The sequence below is a fragment of the Mucilaginibacter tolerans genome, assembly GCF_030519375.1.
GTDB lineage: Bacteria > Bacteroidota > Bacteroidia > Sphingobacteriales > Sphingobacteriaceae > Mucilaginibacter.
Genome location: NZ_JAUMKB010000004.1, coordinates 173,406 through 191,339 on the forward strand (window position 1 = coordinate 173,406; position 17,934 = coordinate 191,339).

Annotated in this window: 16 protein-coding genes; 7 read left to right on the forward strand and 9 right to left on the reverse strand. The window is 42.3% G+C overall.

Annotated elements, in window-relative coordinates:
* Positions 1 to 152 precede the first annotated feature (152 nt).
* Positions 153 to 563 (forward strand): alternative ribosome rescue aminoacyl-tRNA hydrolase ArfB, encoded by a 411-nt coding sequence (arfB, locus tag Q3A68_RS07430; RefSeq protein WP_302900429.1) that lies wholly within the window; start codon positions 153 to 155, stop codon positions 561 to 563.
* On the opposite strand, the gene Q3A68_RS07435 is transcribed toward arfB, so the two are convergent.
* From Q3A68_RS07435 to lon, 3 genes are all read right to left on the reverse strand, one after another.
* Entirely contained in the window at positions 560 to 1,528 is a 969-nt protein-coding gene (locus Q3A68_RS07435; RefSeq protein ID WP_302900430.1) for a lipid A deacylase LpxR family protein, read from the reverse strand. The two genes, arfB and Q3A68_RS07435, sit on opposite strands and share 4 nt — an antisense overlap.
* A 78-nt stretch (positions 1,529 to 1,606) precedes the next feature.
* Entirely contained in the window at positions 1,607 to 2,986 is a 1,380-nt protein-coding gene (locus tag Q3A68_RS07440; RefSeq protein ID WP_302900431.1) for a hypothetical protein, read from the reverse strand.
* 152 nt (positions 2,987 to 3,138) lie between these two features.
* On the reverse strand, positions 3,139 to 5,613 hold the full coding sequence (lon, locus tag Q3A68_RS07445) for an endopeptidase La (RefSeq protein WP_302900432.1): 2,475 nt from the start codon (positions 5,611 to 5,613) through the stop codon (positions 3,139 to 3,141).
* A gap of 393 nt (positions 5,614 to 6,006) precedes the next feature.
* Between lon and Q3A68_RS07450 the strand changes: the two genes are divergently transcribed.
* Positions 6,007 to 6,657 (forward strand): tetratricopeptide repeat protein, encoded by a 651-nt coding sequence (locus Q3A68_RS07450; RefSeq protein WP_302900433.1) that lies wholly within the window; start codon positions 6,007 to 6,009, stop codon positions 6,655 to 6,657.
* A 1-nt stretch (position 6,658) separates the two neighbouring features.
* Here the strand turns inward: Q3A68_RS07450 and Q3A68_RS07455 are convergent, their stop codons facing one another.
* Complete coding sequence (locus Q3A68_RS07455; protein WP_302900434.1) at positions 6,659 to 7,204, reverse strand: hypothetical protein; 546 nt, start codon at positions 7,202 to 7,204, stop codon at positions 6,659 to 6,661.
* Entirely contained in the window at positions 7,191 to 8,717 is a 1,527-nt protein-coding gene (gpmI, locus tag Q3A68_RS07460) for a 2,3-bisphosphoglycerate-independent phosphoglycerate mutase (RefSeq protein ID WP_302900598.1), read from the reverse strand. Before gpmI ends, Q3A68_RS07455 begins: the two co-directional genes overlap by 14 nt.
* 92 nt (positions 8,718 to 8,809) lie before the next feature.
* Between gpmI and Q3A68_RS07465 the strand changes: the two genes are divergently transcribed.
* The 5 genes from Q3A68_RS07465 (at position 8,810) to Q3A68_RS07485 (ending at position 12,459) form a co-directional block, all read left to right on the forward strand.
* Positions 8,810 to 9,205 carry a DUF4783 domain-containing protein gene (locus tag Q3A68_RS07465; RefSeq protein ID WP_302900435.1) on the forward strand — a complete coding sequence of 132 codons (396 nt, stop codon included), beginning with the start codon at positions 8,810 to 8,812 and terminating at the stop codon, positions 9,203 to 9,205.
* A 41-nt stretch (positions 9,206 to 9,246) separates the two neighbouring features.
* Positions 9,247 to 10,089 (forward strand): carboxylating nicotinate-nucleotide diphosphorylase, encoded by an 843-nt coding sequence (gene nadC, locus Q3A68_RS07470; protein WP_302900436.1) that lies wholly within the window; start codon positions 9,247 to 9,249, stop codon positions 10,087 to 10,089.
* Between the two features lie 141 nt (positions 10,090 to 10,230).
* Positions 10,231 to 10,878, forward strand: coding sequence for a glycerol-3-phosphate 1-O-acyltransferase PlsY (plsY, locus tag Q3A68_RS07475; RefSeq protein ID WP_302900437.1), 648 nt, complete (start codon positions 10,231 to 10,233; stop codon positions 10,876 to 10,878).
* A 10-nt stretch (positions 10,879 to 10,888) separates the two neighbouring features.
* Positions 10,889 to 11,686, forward strand: coding sequence for a M48 family metallopeptidase (locus Q3A68_RS07480; RefSeq protein ID WP_302900438.1), 798 nt, complete (start codon positions 10,889 to 10,891; stop codon positions 11,684 to 11,686).
* Positions 11,687 to 11,697: 11 nt separating this feature from the next.
* The gene (locus Q3A68_RS07485; RefSeq protein ID WP_302900439.1) at positions 11,698 to 12,459 is read left to right on the forward strand and encodes a YqjF family protein; all 762 of its coding nucleotides are present in this window, start codon (positions 11,698 to 11,700) and stop codon (positions 12,457 to 12,459) included.
* Here the strand turns inward: Q3A68_RS07485 and Q3A68_RS07490 are convergent.
* From Q3A68_RS07490 to Q3A68_RS07505, 4 genes are all read right to left on the reverse strand, one after another.
* Entirely contained in the window at positions 12,401 to 13,684 is a 1,284-nt protein-coding gene (locus Q3A68_RS07490) for an anthranilate synthase component I family protein (protein ID WP_302900440.1), read from the reverse strand. The genes Q3A68_RS07485 and Q3A68_RS07490 overlap by 59 nt on opposite strands.
* A gap of 78 nt (positions 13,685 to 13,762) precedes the next feature.
* Positions 13,763 to 15,040 carry an adenylosuccinate synthase gene (locus Q3A68_RS07495; RefSeq protein ID WP_302900441.1) on the reverse strand — a complete coding sequence of 426 codons (1,278 nt, stop codon included), beginning with the start codon at positions 15,038 to 15,040 and terminating at the stop codon, positions 13,763 to 13,765.
* Between the two features lie 35 nt (positions 15,041 to 15,075).
* Positions 15,076 to 15,543, reverse strand: coding sequence for a Fur family transcriptional regulator (locus tag Q3A68_RS07500; protein WP_302900442.1), 468 nt, complete (start codon positions 15,541 to 15,543; stop codon positions 15,076 to 15,078).
* 124 nt (positions 15,544 to 15,667) lie between these two features.
* Positions 15,668 to 17,890, reverse strand: a complete 2,223-nt coding sequence (locus tag Q3A68_RS07505; RefSeq protein ID WP_302900443.1) for a RelA/SpoT family protein — start codon at positions 17,888 to 17,890, stop codon at positions 15,668 to 15,670.
* Positions 17,891 to 17,934: the final 44 nt, after the last annotated feature.

A 17,934-nucleotide genomic window follows, 5' to 3' on the forward strand; every position in this document is an offset into this window, starting at 1 on the left:
AAGTAGTTGATTAAGTTGAATGGTTGATTGAATTAGGTGATTGTCTGCGTTAAAAATTCATTCGTAAATCGTAATTCTAAAATCGTAAATAAGAACCTAATCAACTTAATCCAACTCAATCAACCAATCCAACTAATAATTACCTTTGAAAAATGAACTTCACTAAAGACGACCTCCAGAAAGAGGTTACTTACAAAACATCCAGAAGCGGTGGCAAGGGCGGACAAAACGTAAATAAAGTATCCAGTAAAGTAGAGTTGTTGTTTGATTTAACTCAAACAAATTTATTCACCGATGAAGAAAAGGCATTACTGCAATTAAAGCTGCAAACCAGGCTTAATAAAGACGGGTACTTGCAAGTAATGTGCGAAGAGGAGCGAAGCCAATACCTGAATAAAGAGAAAGCATTAGGAAAACTACAGCAAATACTTACGCAGGCGCTTCATCGGCCTAAGGCACGCAAAGCAAGTAAACCTTCAAGAGCAATGATAGAAGCAAGGCTGGCCAAGAAGAAAATACAGGCGGCTAAAAAGGAAAACCGAAGGAGAGATTTTAGTGATTAATCAAACCGGTACAGCAAAGTAACCGAACCCCACTGGTGCGACTCGCGCATTCCCTTTACATCTTTAGTGCGAAATACAGCAGCTATATCAGCCACAAACCGCTTACCTGAATAACCTATACCCAATTGGTTACTAAATACAAAGTGCTCTGGACTAAGTGTTACCTCCATGCTATTTGCCGACTTGGAGCCGAACAGGCTACCTTGAACAGTGGCATCATAAATAACCGCATTTAACTGGGGTTTATAATAAAAGAATAGTTCTCTTGAATTCAGAGGTTTAAAAGACCCCGATTTAATGGCGGTGCTTTGGGTGCTTAATGAGTTAAATAACTGGTTGAAATCACCAAGGCGAAACATAGGCCCTATCCCAGCGCCGGTAAACCCATTGCCCAGGTCAGCATAGCTGGTTAATGACACATCAGCCCATGAAGTTCTGGCCAGAAGCCGGTTATATTCTGCTGAAAGATTTAGTTCAAGGTCATTGTCAATCTGGTATTCCCAACCGCTTGGGTGATATAGGCCAAAAGCGCGGTGTATAAATTCCTGTATAGGACGTCCTAAGGCAGCAGGGCCAACTATTCCTAGTTGTGCACCTAGTTTTAAGTTGCTTTCATCTTTGTATAAAAGATTGAGGCTTGAACCTACGTACAAATAAGCAGCAAAAGGACGATCAATATACTGAGGGTCATCAGCGCCTGTAAAATCTATACTGCCGCTATGTGGGGTATAAAGCTTTTGTCCGAATTCAAAACCCAGGATTTTGTTGCGGAGCCTGAGGGTATCCTTTACATTTAAAGCATGGCGGAAATAAGCAAAATTTCCTGCACTGTAATACCTGTCCGACCCTTGCGCCAGGTAGGAGTCATCATCTGTTTGAATGCCAATCTCGTTACTGTGCGATTGAGCAAATACCTGAGTGCTAAAAGCGAGGCATAAAAAGAAACAAATTGCTCTGTAAATCATTGGGCTAATTCAACAAATAATGGCTAAAATAAAAAAAGCCCCGGTAAAACCGGAGCTTTTAAAAACTTAATCAACTATTTATTTAAAAGTATATCCTATGCTTATACCACCTGCCGGGATAATGCCTTCATCATAAAGGATCGGTACAAACTCTACTTTGAAGCTAATTCCCTTATGCTCAGGTTGGTATCGGTAGCCTAACGAGCCTGTGGCAACGAAACCTGTTATCTTGTCGAACGACCATGTTTTGCCCGTGTTATTGCCTGTGGATCGCATAAACGTGGCCCCTCCACCGACCTGTAACATGGAACTATGTTCGCCTATCAGATAGTTTATCTGGAATGGCACCGTTATTACACTGTTCCCTTCTGACGAGAACCCGCCTATACCTACTGTATAACCCCATCCGTTTCGCTCTGCATTGAAGCGGGCATCATAGTTGGCCGATATGGCTAAACCAGCGCCTCCAATTTGCAGGTAGTAATTTTTAGCCTTTATCTGGCTGTAATCAGTAGTGTCCTGTTCTGCTGTTTGAGCAGATGAACCAATCGTATCGCGTTTGGTGATAGTTATCGTGTCTTTTTTGATGATGGTAACAGTATCTCTTTGCAAGATAGTGGTCGTATCTCTTTTTATAATTGTAGTGGTGTCTTTCTTTAATATAGTAGTTGTATCTTTCTTTAAGATAGTCGTCGTGTCGTGTTTTAATACCGTAGTGGTATCGTGTTTTACTTTACCATTATTGCCATTTTTAGCATTGCCGGCAGCATTTTGATCGCCCACCTGTATTTCACCGTTGGTAACATCACCTGAAGATGGGTTGGCCTTACCTGCATCGGGCTTTGACACGCCCGAAGCACCATCCTGGGCAGGATTAGCATTGCCAGGACTTGCGTTACCTGCTGCACCATTGCCCGGAACAGGAATCACAGCCGGAGCCTTGCCACCCGGTGCCGGTACCGTAGTGACCTGCCCCTGGTTTCCGCCGCCCCGCACCTGAATTACGCCATCTGTAGGAGGTGCAACAATGGTAGTATTGGTTGGTTGGTCACCCGGGTTGTTTTTTACTTGTATGGTACCCTCTGTCGGTGTATAGATAGTTCTTATTTTAGAAGCAGGTGCTACCTGGAAGCCCTTGGCAGCTGAGTCGGCCTTTGCACCACCATCCATATTAATACCCAGATCAGGTTTTACATTCGGCGAAGCTTTAGAGATCTTTGTGGGAACACCATTAATAATTAAGATGGTATCCGCGTTCCTCAATATAGTCGAACCGCCTTTTATTACCAGTGTAGTATCAGAGGTAATAACCTGTTTATTTGCCTTTTTCTTTGCAGTCGTATCTGTATCACAAACCATCCTCATACTTGCGGCAGATGCTGTCAGTCGAAGACCGAACAGGCTCACCAGAAGCATTAGAATGATAACCCGGCCCTTAGATGTAAAAAGAATATTCATTATAAACACTATTTAGTTAGTTTAGCTAGCGGGTTTTACGTTACTGTAAATCAAAATGTTTCAGGCGGGTAGCTAAATATAAAAAAGTAAAGCCCTCCAGTGGGGAGGGCTTTGTGTAACCTATTAATAATGAGATTGTTTATAGGTGGCAATTAATTCATAACGGGGTTCAAATCTTCTTTTACCGTAAGATCCAAAGCATTATTTACTTTTTCACCAAGAAGAGCCATATTAATCACCTCTTTCATATCAGTAACATAATGGAATTTAAGGTCTTTAATATAGTCCTCTTTTATTTCCTGTATATCTTTTTGATTCGATTTACTCAGGATGATTTCCTTTATATTGGCCCGTTTAGCAGCTAATATTTTCTCCTTTATACCACCCACCGGCAGTACCCGGCCACGCAGCGTTATTTCGCCGGTCATAGCCAGATGTGGTTTTACCTTGCGCTGAGTAAATGCGGATGTTAAAGCGGTCAGCATGGTAATGCCTGCAGAAGGGCCGTCCTTAGGCGTGGCGCCGGCTGGCACGTGCACGTGTACATCCCATTGATCAAATAATTTTGGATTGATATCGAAATCTTTTGCATGAGCCCGTAAGTAAGCTAAAGCAATGGTGGTTGATTCCTTCATTACATCACCCAAATTGCCGGTCAGCGTTAAACGCCCTTTACCGGGACTTAAACTTGCTTCGATAAACAGGATGTCACCACCTACCGAGGTCCAGGCAAGACCTGTCACTACACCTGCTACTTCATTACCCTCATAAAGGTCCTTATCAAATATTGGTGCGCCTAATATTTTCTCGATATCCTTTTTAGACACTTGAGGAACATGCTGCTCTTCCATTGCAATGGTCTTCGCAATGCCGCGCACTACAGAACCGATCTTTTTCTCGAGCGAACGTACGCCTGATTCGCGGGTATAATCTTCGACTAGCTTTTCAAGAACATCATTTTTGAGAATAACGTCCTTAGCTTTTAATCCATGTGCCTCACGTTGTTTTGGCACCAGGTGTTGTTTTGCTATCTCGATCTTTTCTTCAATAGTATAACCATTTACATCGATGATCTCCATACGGTCGAGCAATGCCGGCTGTATGGTACTCAGTGAGTTGGCTGTTGCTATGAACATTACGTTTGAAAGGTCGAAATCAACCTCCACGTAATGGTCATAAAATGTACTGTTTTGCTCAGGGTCAAGCACTTCAAGCAAAGCTGATGACGGATCGCCCCTGAAATCGTTGCCTACTTTATCTATTTCGTCCAGGATAAAAACCGGGTTGGCTGCTCCGGCCTTTTTAATAGCCTGAATAATACGGCCCGGCATCGCACCAATGTAGGTTTTACGGTGACCTCTTATCTCGGCTTCATCCCTGATACCGCCCAGTGCCATACGTACGTATTTGCGCCCCAATGCTTTGGCTATCGACTTGCCTAAGGAAGTTTTTCCAACTCCGGGAGGGCCGACCAGACAAAGGATCGGGGCCTTCATGTCGTGCTTCAATTTTAGCACGGCCAGGTATTCAATAATACGTTGCTTTACTTTATCGAGACCGAAGTGATCTTTATCTAATATCTTTTGAGCGCGTTTCAGGTCGAAGTTATCCTTGGTAAACTCACTCCATGGTAAATCAAGCAGTAATTCTAAGTAGTTGATCTGAACCGAATAATCCGCAGCAGCAGGGTTAGTGCGTGCCAGTTTTTCCAGTTCTTTGCCAAAATGATCATTTACCTCTTTTCCCCATTTCTTTTTAGCAGCCCGCTTACGCAGATCTTCAATTTCCAGATCAGGTGAATTGCCCCCTAACTCTTCCTGTATAGTTTTCAATTGCTGATTCAGGAAGTAATCGCGCTGCTGTTTATCCAGGTCAATGCGTACCTTGCTTTGTATCTGGTTCTTCAGTTCCAGCATTTGCAGGTCGAGTGTCAGGTGTTCCAATACCAGTTTAGTACGTTCGCGCAGATTAGCAACTTCAAGCAAACGCTGCTTGGCGGCCATGTCTGCATTCATATTAGATGATATGAAATTGATCAGGAACGAAGTGCTTTCGATATTTTTGATAGCAATTCCTGCCTCGCTCGGGATATTCGGCGAAAGCTGTATAATGCTCATGGCCATATCCTTTATGGACGAAACCATGGCCTTAAATTCTTTATCTTCTTTTGGCTTTATTTCCTTAAAAGGCTCAATTACCGCCTTTAAATAAGGTTCACTCTGAACTTCTTCTTTTAGTAAAAAGCGCTTTTTACCCTGTAGTATCACGGTTGTGTTACCATCAGGCATTTGAAGCATTTTTATAATGAGGGCAATAGTGCCCACTTTGTTCAGCTGGCTAAATGTTGGATCTTCTATAGCAGTATCCTGCTGTGCCACGACACCTATTATTTTTTTACCCTTGTTAGCGTCGCGTATTAGTTTGATCGATTTATCTCTGCCTACCGTGATCGGAATTACCACTCCTGGAAACAATACCGTATTGCGCAAAGGCAAAATCGACATGATATCCGGGATGTGTTCATTATTCATTTCCTCTTCATCTTCTGATGACATCAGCGGAAAGAACTCTGATTCCTCATTTATTATAGGTAAAGCATTTTTAAAATCGAATGGATCAAAACTCATCAAATTCCCTTTCTATCTCGTTGGTTGAAAAACGTCATATTGTCAGCTGTAAAGCTACACCAATAAAGTTAATGGGCAAAAAACATGTTGGTTGCCGCAGTAACCTTATTAGTCAAGACTTATGCCAAGATGAAAATATTACGAATTGTTGCAATTAATATTATGTAAACTTATGATTTTTTGCGGTTTATATCAATGTAGGCAGATATACCCGGAGGCGTCAGAAAAGTGCCGGGTGGATGAAAAAAAGTCAGCATGGTTTTTAGGGTCTTTAGAGTCTGCTTGAACGTAATTTTTAATAAAAATGATACATTAATATAATATTTTTACACAAAATAAGTTAATAGTGCGTAAGGTAAAGTTTACCATTTTTATTTTACAAACTGATTTTTGATGAAAGGTACTGCAATACTGTCTTTTCTGATTGTCTCCACGCTTAATGCGGCGATCGCGCAGAACGCTTATTTTAAGATGGGGCAGCAGGCTTTTTTGGATGGTGACTTTAAATCGGCAGTCAGCCATCTGGAAAAATCATGCATTATTGACTCAACAAATTCCAGTGCACTCTGGATGTTAGGCTATTCTTATTATCACAGCGAAAACTATAGGAAGTCCATACAGGCTTATAATCGGGTAATCGCTATAAAGCCGGCTGATGGCTCCGCTTATTACTATCGTGCAAGGGCAAAAAGCTATCTGGCAAAAGACAGTCATCTGACTGATCAGGATAAGGAAAAAAACCTTCTGGGGGCTATTCTGGATTATACTAAAGCTATTGCTGTCGACCCGAATAATACACAGGATAATATAAAATACTACCAGAACAGGGCTATTGCCTACCGCGATTACAGCGATTTTAAACTTCAGCCAGGCTCACGCTTCTACGACAAAAACCTTGCAATAAATTCATTGAAAGCTTCAATTCAGGATTTTGAGAAAGTTTTATCTGATAACCCATCCCGTCAGGATATTTCCAATTTAATGGAATCGGCCAGGGGTAAATTGGGTAGCATTAATGTTGCTGCCAAAACAGCCCATCACTAATTTATCTGAATAGGCCGCTTATCTGGTAGGTATCGGTTCCGAGTAGTCTTACCCGTTGTTTTTTTTGGATCAGGTACAGTGAATCCGGAAAATAGCTTAATTTTTCCGTGTTCTCATACAAAATGTTTTTGGTATGATTGACTATCATTATCCACTTTAGTTTGCCATTTTCATTTTTTATGACAACCCTTTGTGTTTTAAGTGCAGGATCTTTAGCAGCGTAAATAGTTATATTGTCTGTGGAATTCACATCATAACTATTTCTCCATGCTGGCTTGTTAATATCAGATCCAATAAATAAGCTTAATTCGGTACCCCAATTAGGAATGTGTACTTTTTGAGTTTCGGGGATCTGATTATGGGTTACAGTTTTAGTGATCAGGGGATTCCCTTTGGTCAATCGGGCTGAATCAGCCTCGAAATATCCCTTGATGTCAAAAAAAGCCTTGGAATCAGCTGCCGCATTGCTATCCCTTTTACAGGAAGCAATGCCCAGCAATAATATAAATGAGGATATTAAAAGAAGGTATCTTTTATACCAGTACATTTCCAGTCATTTCTTTAGGAATATCCACCCCGATCATTTTTAGGATAGTAGGAGCGATATCACCCAGTTTGCCGTCTTTCACAGCTTTTACATCGTCGTCGATCACAATACACGGTACCAGGTTGGTGGTATGCGCCGTATTAGGCGAGCCGTCATCATTTATCATGTAATCGGCGTTGCCATGGTCGGCAATGATGATAAACGAGTAACCATTTTTTATACCAGTTTCTACAACGGCCCGCGTGCAACGATCAGCAGTTTCAGCAGCTTTTATCACTGCTTCAAATACCCCTGTATGGCCCACCATGTCAGTGTTGGCAAAATTCAGGATCACCACATCTGGCCAGCCGCTTTTAAGTTCGGGAATGATCGCATCACGTATGCCTTCGGCGCTCATTTCAGGCTGAAGGTCGTATGTAGCAACTTTGGGCGACGGAATTAATAAACGTTTTTCATTTACAAACTCTTTTTCGCGACCGCCCGAAAAGAAAAATGTGACATGCGGATATTTCTCTGTTTCAGCAATACGTATCTGGTTTTTCCCGGCATACTGCAATATTTCTCCCAATGTTTTAGTCAGATCATCTTTCGTGAACACTACACGGACATTCCTAAATGTCTCGTCATAGGTGGTCATAGTGACATAATGCAGATTGAGCGGATGCATGTTTTGCTCAGGGAAAGACTTTTGCGTTAACGCCTGTGTGATCTCACGTCCACGGTCAGTCCGGAAGTTAATGCAGATCACTACATCATCGTTTTTGATCACTGCCAAAGGATCGCCGTTTTCATCTACCCGAACAATCGGATCAACAAACTCGTCAGTAACTCCCGCTTCGTATGATTCTTTTATGGAAGTAAGCATATCCTGACTATGTTTCCCGGTGCCGTTAACCAGCAGGTCATATGCTTTTTTAACACGTTCCCAGCGGTTATCGCGATCCATCGCATAATATCTCCCTATTGCAGAAGCCAGTTTTATCGGTGTATTTTTAATATGATCCTCTAACTCACCAATAAATTTCACGCCGGAATTTGGGTCAGTATCACGGCCATCCAAAAAAGCATGGATATAAACTTTCTCCAGGTTGAATTGCCCTGCAGCATCGCAAAGCCCTTCTAAATGTTTTATGTGTGAATGCACACCACCGTCAGAAACCAGCCCAATGAAATGCACATCTTTATTATTTTGTTTTGCGTATTCAAAAGCTTCTTTGATAACCGGATTGGTGGGGAATTCATTGTCATCTACGGCTTTATGAATGCGTCCAAGTTCCTGGTAAACAATACGCCCGGCACCCAGGTTCATGTGCCCCACTTCTGAGTTTCCCATTTGTCCGGCAGGTAAACCTACTGCTGTGCCCGAAGCTTCAAGTTTTGAATTTGGGTATTTCTGCAGCATTGAATCAAAAAATGGTGTATTGGCTGCATATATCGCATTTGACTTGTCATTACGGCCATAACCCCAGCCGTCGAGTATAATTAGTACTACTTTTTTGTTTTTTTCCACAATGCAAATATAATGGCAACGTTTTAAGATTAATAAGCGTTTAATAGGATTAATTTTTGGATTGGGCTTATTTCGGATAATTTACCTTAACTGACATGAAGCTGCTATACCAATTTGTTCTCTTCGTTCCTTTGTTTTTTATGTCCGCGATTCCCGAGGATGTCATAGACAGAACTGCCGAATTGTTAAAGGGCGGGAATACACACGAACTTGCCGCTACTTTTTCATCTTCCATTGAAATAACTATTCTGGGAGAAAACAATGTTTATTCCAATACCCAGGCTGAACAGGCGCTGGCCGATTTTTTTAAACGTTGCCAGCCCCGATCGGCAAAAGTATTGCATCGTATCACCTCAAATACACATTATCAATATGCAGTAATCATTCTTGGTACTTCTAATGGTAGCTACCGTACATGTGTATCACTTAAAAATGTAAACGGAAAATTTGAAGTGAGCGAATTGCGGATAGAGGCTGAAAAAGCAAAATAATCAGCAAATGTTTATACTTTTGGGCTATAAAACTCAAAAGTTTGGATAAAGAATATATACACTCCTTTATAGCCAATGCTTTGGCCGAAGACGTTGGCGATGGCGATCACACCTCACTGGCAACCATTCCTGCCGGTACACAAGGGAAAGCAAAATTACTAGTAAAAGACACGGGCATATTGGCTGGTGTTGAGTTGGCTGTCGAAATATTTAAACAAGTCGACCCTAACCTTATTGTGAATGTGCTGTTACATGATGCTGCTAAAATAAAACCAAAAGATATTGTACTGGAAGTAACAGGTGATGCGCAAAGCATATTGAAAGCAGAGCGTCTTATACTTAACTGTATGCAGCGTATGTCGGGCGTAGCTACTAAAACTCACGACATAGTTGAATTACTAAAAGGAACAGGAACCAAGGTATTAGATACCCGCAAAACTACTCCCGGAATGCGTTACCTCGAAAAATGGGCTGTAAAGATAGGAGGAGGGGTTAATCATCGTTTTGGTTTGTTTGATATGATCCTGATCAAGGATAATCACGTAGATTATTCGGGGGGAATTAAACAAGCGATTCAGAATACAAAAGATTACTTACAGAAAACCGGCAAGAAGCTAGCTATTGAGATAGAAGTTCGCAACCTGGACGAGCTACAACAAGTTCTGGATGCAGGCGGTGTTGACCGTATCTTACTGGACAATTTTAATTTCGATGATCTTCGGAAAGCGGTAAGTATGATCGGTGGTAAATATGATACCGAGGCGTCGGGAGGGATCACGATAGCTAACATCCGTCAGTACGCTGAATGTGGCGTAGATTATATTTCGGTAGGCGCGTTGACTCACTCAGTAAAAAGCCTGGATCTGAGCCTGAAGGCGGTGTGAGTAGAGGTTGGAGATTAATGATTAGAGATCAGTTTCTATGAAATTATATAATTGTGTCAACCAGCGTTCAGATAAGAATAAACCGTTTTATTAACGACTAAAGTAGCGAGTACAGTATCATTTTATTAATATTGTGCAGGAATGATCAACGAATACACGATTTGGGCACTCGTTTTGGCTTACCTGTTGGGATCCATCCCAACTGCGGTGTGGATTGGACGGGCCTTTTATGATATCGATGTGCGCGAATATGGCAGTGGTAATGCCGGTGCCACCAACACTTTCAGGGTGCTCGGGAAAAAAGCAGGCATACCTGTTATGCTTATTGATATACTAAAAGGGTTTACTGCCACCAAACTGGTAGTTTTTATAGGAATATCAACAACAGGCGGCCCTCATTCTGTATCCTATATCAATCTTGAATTAGCTTTGGGAATTGCAGCCGTAATGGGGCACTTGTTTCCAATCTTTGCAGGTTTTCGTGGGGGAAAAGGCATAGCAACATTATTCGGAATGGTGCTGGCGGTGCATTTGCAGGCGGCATTGTTATGTGTCATCGTATTTATCATCGTCTTGCTTGTCACCCGCTACGTATCACTTAGCTCTATTATTGCGGGGTTCACCTACCTTATTGGTGTTACATTTGTTTATCCCTTATATATCCGTTCGGTCATCATTTATGGTATGTGTATCTGTGCCTTAATATTGGTTACACACCAAAAGAATATTGAACGATTATTGAAGGGGAAGGAATCAAAAGTCAATCTATTCAAACGAAAGGAGGCCTAATATGGCTAAAATGAAGTTTTCTTTTTTTTCATGTTTACTGGCAATATTAATCTCATGCTCCACTGTTCCATTAACTGGACGGAAGCAATTCAGCCTGGTCGGCGATAGTGAGATCAATACTTCAGCCGCCCAGAGCTATAAACAGCTTTTGTCAGATCCAAAAACCAAAGTGATTACCGGTACGCGTGATGCTGAAAGCGTTAGACGGGTGGGCAACAGGTTATCTGCGGCAATTGAGAGTTACCTCAAAACCAATGGTTATGGCGATCAGTATAGTTTTAACTGGGAATTTAATCTGATTCAAAGTAAAGAGGTGAATGCATGGTGCATGCCCGGGGGCAAGGTTGCCGTTTATAGCGGTATTTTACCTATCACTATGGATGATGCGGGGCTGGCCACAGTAATGGGGCATGAGATTGGGCATGCGATTGCACGGCATTCTGCTGAACGGATATCGCAACAAATGGCAGCTGAAGCCGGCAGTGCTTTGGTTGGCGCTGCTGCATCTGACAAATCGCAAACCACTCAGGCTGTTGTTAATGAGCTATATGGTGTGGGTGGACAATTGGTATTATTAAAATACTCCAGAAACCAGGAATCAGAGGCGGATCGTTTGGGGCTAACTTTCATGGCTATGGCCGGTTACGACCCTAATTATGCTGTATTATTTTGGCAACGGATGGCTGCACAAAATCAGGGGGGCACTCCGCCAGAGTTTTTGAGCACACACCCGGCCGATGAAACACGAATTCGGGATATTAAAAACCACATACCCGAGGCGATGAAATATTACCGGCCCCGCCAATAAATAGTGAAGCTATGTCGGTACCTAACGCCGCATTCTTAACCGCTAAATGGAATAACCTCATCATGCTGAATTATGAGGTCGATCCGGAGGTTTTGAAACCACACTTACCGCCCTTTACCGAGCTTGATCTATGGCAAGGAAAAGCTTTAGTGAGCATGGTGGGTTTCTTATTCAGAGAGACCAGAGTGAAACGAATCAAATGGCCGCTGCATACCAATTTTGAGGAGGTGAACCTCCGTTTCTATGTAAAATATTTTGATGGCGAAGAATGGAAGCGCGGAGCGGTATTTGTAAGCGAGATTGTTCCAAAACCAATGATCGCCTCGATAGCTAATAATCTTTATAAAGAACATTACAGCGCCATGCCGATGAGGCATAGTATTAACTCTATTTCTGAACGCAACACCCAATACCTGTACGAATGGAAACTGAATGGCCGCTGGAATCGCTTAGGCGGAACGGTGAATAATAAACTTTTACCGATTTCTGCCGGCAGTCAGGAAGAGTTTATACTGGAACATTACTGGGGATACAATAAGATCGGTGAGGAATTGACGATGGAATACCAGGTAGAACATATCAGCTGGAATGCCGGTACAGTGACTGATACCATATTTGATGCGGATATAGCCCACCTTTATGGGAAAGCGTTTGAACCATTCCTAAATGCTCAGCCTTACTCGGCTTTTTTTGCGGATGGCTCGGATATAATCGTCAGGGGTGGGACGAAAATCCGCTTTGCCCCAAAACTTCCAGAATTGCCTGTGCTTTAAGCAAACATTCTTCATATTCCTTTTCAGGGTCTGCATGATAAGTGATGGCGCTACCAACCTGGAAGGATAAATACGGGTTTGTTTCGTTATAAAGCAGTGTGCGAATCACCACGTTAAAATCAAAATCACCATCCGGACTAAAATAACCGACCGCGCCTGAATATACTCCGCGCTTGCTTCGCTCGTATTGCTCCATCAATTGCATAGCGCTGATCTTCGGCGCACCGGTCATACTACCCATAGGGAAGGTATTTCTGATGGCTTCGACAGATGAAACGTTTTCACTTAACTCACAGACCACCGTCGATATCATTTGATGAACCTGCCTAAAACTATAAATGCCAAATAATTCTTCAGATACCACCGTTCCAGCTTTAGCTGATTTGGTAAGATCATTCCGCACTAAATCAACTATCATTACATTTTCCTGGAGTTCTTTTGGATGACCTTTTAGTTTTTCTTTGGAAAGATCATCTGATTGCGGGTCATCATACCTTTTTGATGTTCCTTTGATGGGTTGAGAAATCAGTTTGCCCTCTCGTTTTGCAAGAAAACGTTCCGGCGATGCTGATAGGATATACTTATCCCTCAGCTTAAAAAATGCACCGAAAGGATTGGGTGAAATTTGATTCAGCTTGATGAAGGCCTGTACCGGATCGATAACAGCATTCTCTGCAAAAAACTCCTGGCAAAAGTTGGTTACGTAAATATCCCCGCGACTGATATGTTCTTTGATTTTGATGACCGTGTCGATATATTCCTGTTTATTAAAACGAGAATTAAGGCTTATATGCTGTACAGTTTTATTATCTGGGACTATTTGGTTGTTTATCTCAGCCAACAGTTTATCCGGATCATCAGAAATAATCTCAAGCTGGTCATCTTTAGCCATCAGCAAATGTTTCGGCGCAAAAAAATACAGGTTGGGAAATAACAGGTGATCGCGATTGTTGGATTCCAGCTTTTCGATCACATTTTTCAGATCATAAGTTAAAAAACCGGTTACCCATCCTGGGTTTTTGGTACGGAAATCTTCAAGGGCTTCAAACGAAGAACTAGAGGGTGTAATCAGCTCATCTTTAACTCCAACCGCCAGCAACAGATCGATCTTTGAATACTTATCATTGAAATTATTGGAATCCAGGTAACAAAATACGTCATATGATGACGCCCAATGTAAGGCTTTTTGTTTGAAAAGTTCGGGGTCGGTTACCGGGATTATCACGGTGTAAATGTAATCAAGTAAAATGAAAAGGCTCCCTGCATTGCAAAGAGCCTTCGTATGATTTTAGTAAAATTGACTTTAGTGTAACTGCAGAGTCTGCTTGCGGTCTGGGCCAACCGACAAGAATTTTACCGGAACGCCTAACTCTGCTTCCAGGTAATCGATATAGGATTTCAGTTTTGCAGGTATCTCAGAAAGTTCAGTAATGCCAGTCAGATCTTCGTTCCAGCCATCTATTTCTTTAAGAATAGGTTCTGGTTTTACCGAGCAGATATCATAAGGCATGTAGTCGATAATCTCGCCATTGTATTTGTAATGGGTGCAGGCGTATATTTTTTCAAAACCGCTTAACACATCGGCTTTGGTCATTACCAATTGAGTGACGCCACTCAGCATAATGGCATATTTCAAAGCAGGAAGATCGATCCATCCGGTACGACGTGGTCTGCCGGTTGTAGCACCAAATTCATGGCCTATGCGGCGAAGTTCTTCACCTGTTTCATTTTCCAGTTCAGTAGGAAAAGGGCCACCGCCAACACGGGTACAGTAAGCTTTGAAAATACCAATTACGTCACCAATTTTGCTTGGAGCAATACCTAAACCGGTACAAGCACCCGCAGCAGTTGTATTTGAGGAGGTTACGAACGGATAGGACCCGAAGTCGATATCCAGCATAGCGCCCTGCGCGCCTTCAGCTAAAACTTTTTTACCTTCTTTCAAATAGCTGTTTACCAAATGCTCTGAGTCAACCAATGGGAAATTGTGGATCAGCTCGATAGCCTCAAAGAATGCTTTCTCGCGTTCGCTGAAGTCAGGCACTTCACCATATAATGATTGCAGCATGGATGTATGCTTGTCAACCAGTTTTTGGTAACGTTCCTTAAAATCAGGTAAGGTAGTATCGCCTATACGCAAACCGTTACGGCCTGTTTTATCCATGTAAGTCGGACCGATACCTTTCAGGGTCGAACCAATTTTACCTTCACCCATTTTCTTTTCAGAAGCAGCATCAAGCAACTGGTGGGTAGGCAATATCAGGTGAGCTTTTTTTGCGATCACCAGGTTCTTTTTTGCCAAAAGGTCATGCCCGGCATCTTTCAGCTTTTCTAACTCCTTTTTCAGGGTGATTGGATCGATCACGACGCCATTACCGATCAGGTTAAGCGTATTCTCAAAAAATATCCCCGAAGGAATGGTATTTAAGACAAATTTCTTTCCATCAAACTCGAGGGTATGCCCGGCGTTGGGGCCGCCCTGGAAACGTGCGATCAGGTCATAACCTGCGCTTAGTACGTCAACAATTTTCCCTTTACCCTCGTCGCCCCACTGGAGGCCTAATAATACGTCAACAGCCATTTAACTGATATTGAATTTTATCAAAGGTGGCAAAGTTATACTTTTCTCTCACAAAACCCTGCCTTTAGTTTTTCACAATTTCCATAAAGGTTAAGAGAGTGATGTTTGATCTCGAATTTGAGTAGTCCGCCCATCATACTTTGTATCTGCTGGATGCGGGGATCGCAAAATTCGACCACTTTTCCACAGTCGATACAGATGATGTGATCGTGCTGTTTATAGCCATACGATTTCTCAAACTGGGCCATGTTTTTGCCAAACTGGTGTTTGGTCACCAGGTCGCAGGATACCAGCAGCTCCAATGTATTATACACTGTAGCGCGGCTTACGCGATATTTTTTATTTTTCATGTGGATGTATAATGACTCCACATCAAAATGATCAGAACGCGAATAAATTTCTTCCAGTATGGCGAAACGCTCAGGGGTTTTCCTGAGGTTTTTATTTTCGAGATAAGCCTCGAAAATCTTTCTGACCATAGCTGTTGTTTCCTGTTGGGACATAGTATTTTATTAACGGGTCAAAGTTATTTATTTTAGTTAAGAGTTGATTAAGTTTATTGAGTTAGAGGGTAATGTTTAGCAAACTTAATCAACCTAATTAACCACTTAACTCAATCAGCCAACATCAAGACGCTTTTTCGATAGCGGAATCAAACCGGTTCACCGAAGTAACACCCTTTACCATCTTTAAGCGCTTGATCAGATTATCCAGATGCTCGGTGTCGTTGACATACACCATTATGGAGCCTTCAAAAATGCCATTATCGCTATCTACAGTAATGGAGCGCATATTCACTTTAAAATCATTTGAGATAACGGTGGTTAGCTTATTGATCAGACCCACGTCATCAATGCCAGTAATGCGTAACCCGGTAAGGAATGCCAGTTCCTGCTGGTTGGTCCAGCGGGCCTTTACAATGCGGTAGCCGTAATTAGCCATTAGTTTAGCAGCATTAGGGCAATTGGTGCGGTGAATTTTGATGCCATCGCTCACGGTAATAAAACCGAAAACATCATCACCCGGAATAGGATTACAACAGTTGGCCAGCTTATAGTCAATCTTTTGCATGTCCTCGCCAATCAACAGCATATCGCTGTCTTTTGCCTTGATATTGCGCAGCAGACCTTGTACCTGTTCGGCTTCAATTTTTTCCTGTGGCTTGTTTTCTATTACTTTCTCCGAAGCCTGGTATTCCTTCAGATCCTTCATGTCAATGATGCCCTGGGCAACATTATAGAAAAGGTCCTGGGTAGAAGGTAGTTTAAAGTAATAACTGATCTTATGAATATTTTCAGAGTTGTAGGTAATTTTGAGCGACTTCATTTTACGCTCCAATATTTCCTTACCCTCGTCTGCAACTTTACGTTTTTCTTCTTTTAAGGCCGATTTGATCTTTGCTTTTGCCTTGGCGGTTACTACAATATTCAGCCAATCCTCTTTTGGCGTTTGCTTGCTTGATGTGATCACTTCCACCTGATCGCCGTTTTGCAGTTTATAGCTCAGCGGGACAAGCTTGTGATTTACCTTTGCTCCAATACAGCTTGCACCCACGTCGGTATGTATTTCAAAGGCAAAATCAAGCGCGGTGGCATTTTGTGGCAACTGAATGAGTGCGCCCTTTGGTGTAAAAATGAATATCTCATCAGAGAAGAGGTTCATCTTAAAATCATCCAAAAAATCGAGGGCATTTGATTCAGGGTTTTTCAGCATATCGCGCACCTTTTGTACCCATTGATCCAGCCCGCTATCGCTTGAAGACTCCTTATATTTCCAATGCGCGGCAAAGCCTTTTTCGGCAATCTCGTTCATGCGTTTGGTGCGTATCTGCACCTCAACCCATTGCCCGCGCGGACCCATTACCGTGGTGTGCAACGATTCATACCCATTTGCTTTAGGCGATGATATCCAGTCGCGCAAACGATCCGGATTAGGGCGGTACAGGTCGGTAACTATCGAGTATGCCTTCCAGCACTCGGATTTTTCATTTTCAGGAGCACTATCGAGTATAATTCTGATGGCAAAAAGATCATATACCTCCTCAAAAGGTATAGCCTTCTTCTTCATCTTGTTCCAGATGGAGTGGATAGATTTCGGCCTGCCAAACACATCAGCATGCAATCCCTGGCCTTCCAGCACCTTTTTTAATGGCTCAATAAAATCACGGATAAATTTTTCGCGCTCTGCCTTTTTCTCGTTCAGCTTATTTTTAATGAACTGATAGGTTTCGCGCTCCATGTATTTCATAGAGAGATCTTCCAGCTCAGATTTTATAGCATATAAACCCAAGCGGTGAGCAAGAGGGGCGTATAAATACACGGTTTCTGATGAAAGCTTTAGCTGCTTGTCACGCGGCATAAACTCCATCGTCCGCATATTGTGCAGGCGATCGGCCAACTTTATCAGAATCACCCTTACGTCATCAGCAAGGGTGAGCAGCATTTTACGGAAGTTTTCGGCCTGTAACGAACTATTAGTGTCGAATACCCCCGATATCTTGGTAAGCCCGTCGATGATCTTAGCTACTTTTTTACCAAACTCTCTTTCAATGTCGTCGAGTGTTACAGCGGTATCTTCTACCACGTCGTGTAATAGAGCACATACAATAGAGGTGGTTCCAAGTCCAATCTCTTCAGCAGCGATCTGTGCAACGGCTATAGGATGATAGATATAAGGCTCGCCGGATTTACGGCGCATATCTTTATGGCTTTCCAGCGCCATATCAAAGGCCTTTCGTATCATCCGCTTGTCACCTTTTTGCAAAGTGGATTTACTGGCGCGTAGTAAAGCACGGTATCTTTTCAGTATTTCAGTCTTTTCAGCTTCTATATCAATCACTAAATCTTTCATGTGCATTTACCCGTATAATAGTAATTAACTTGCAACTAAATTGA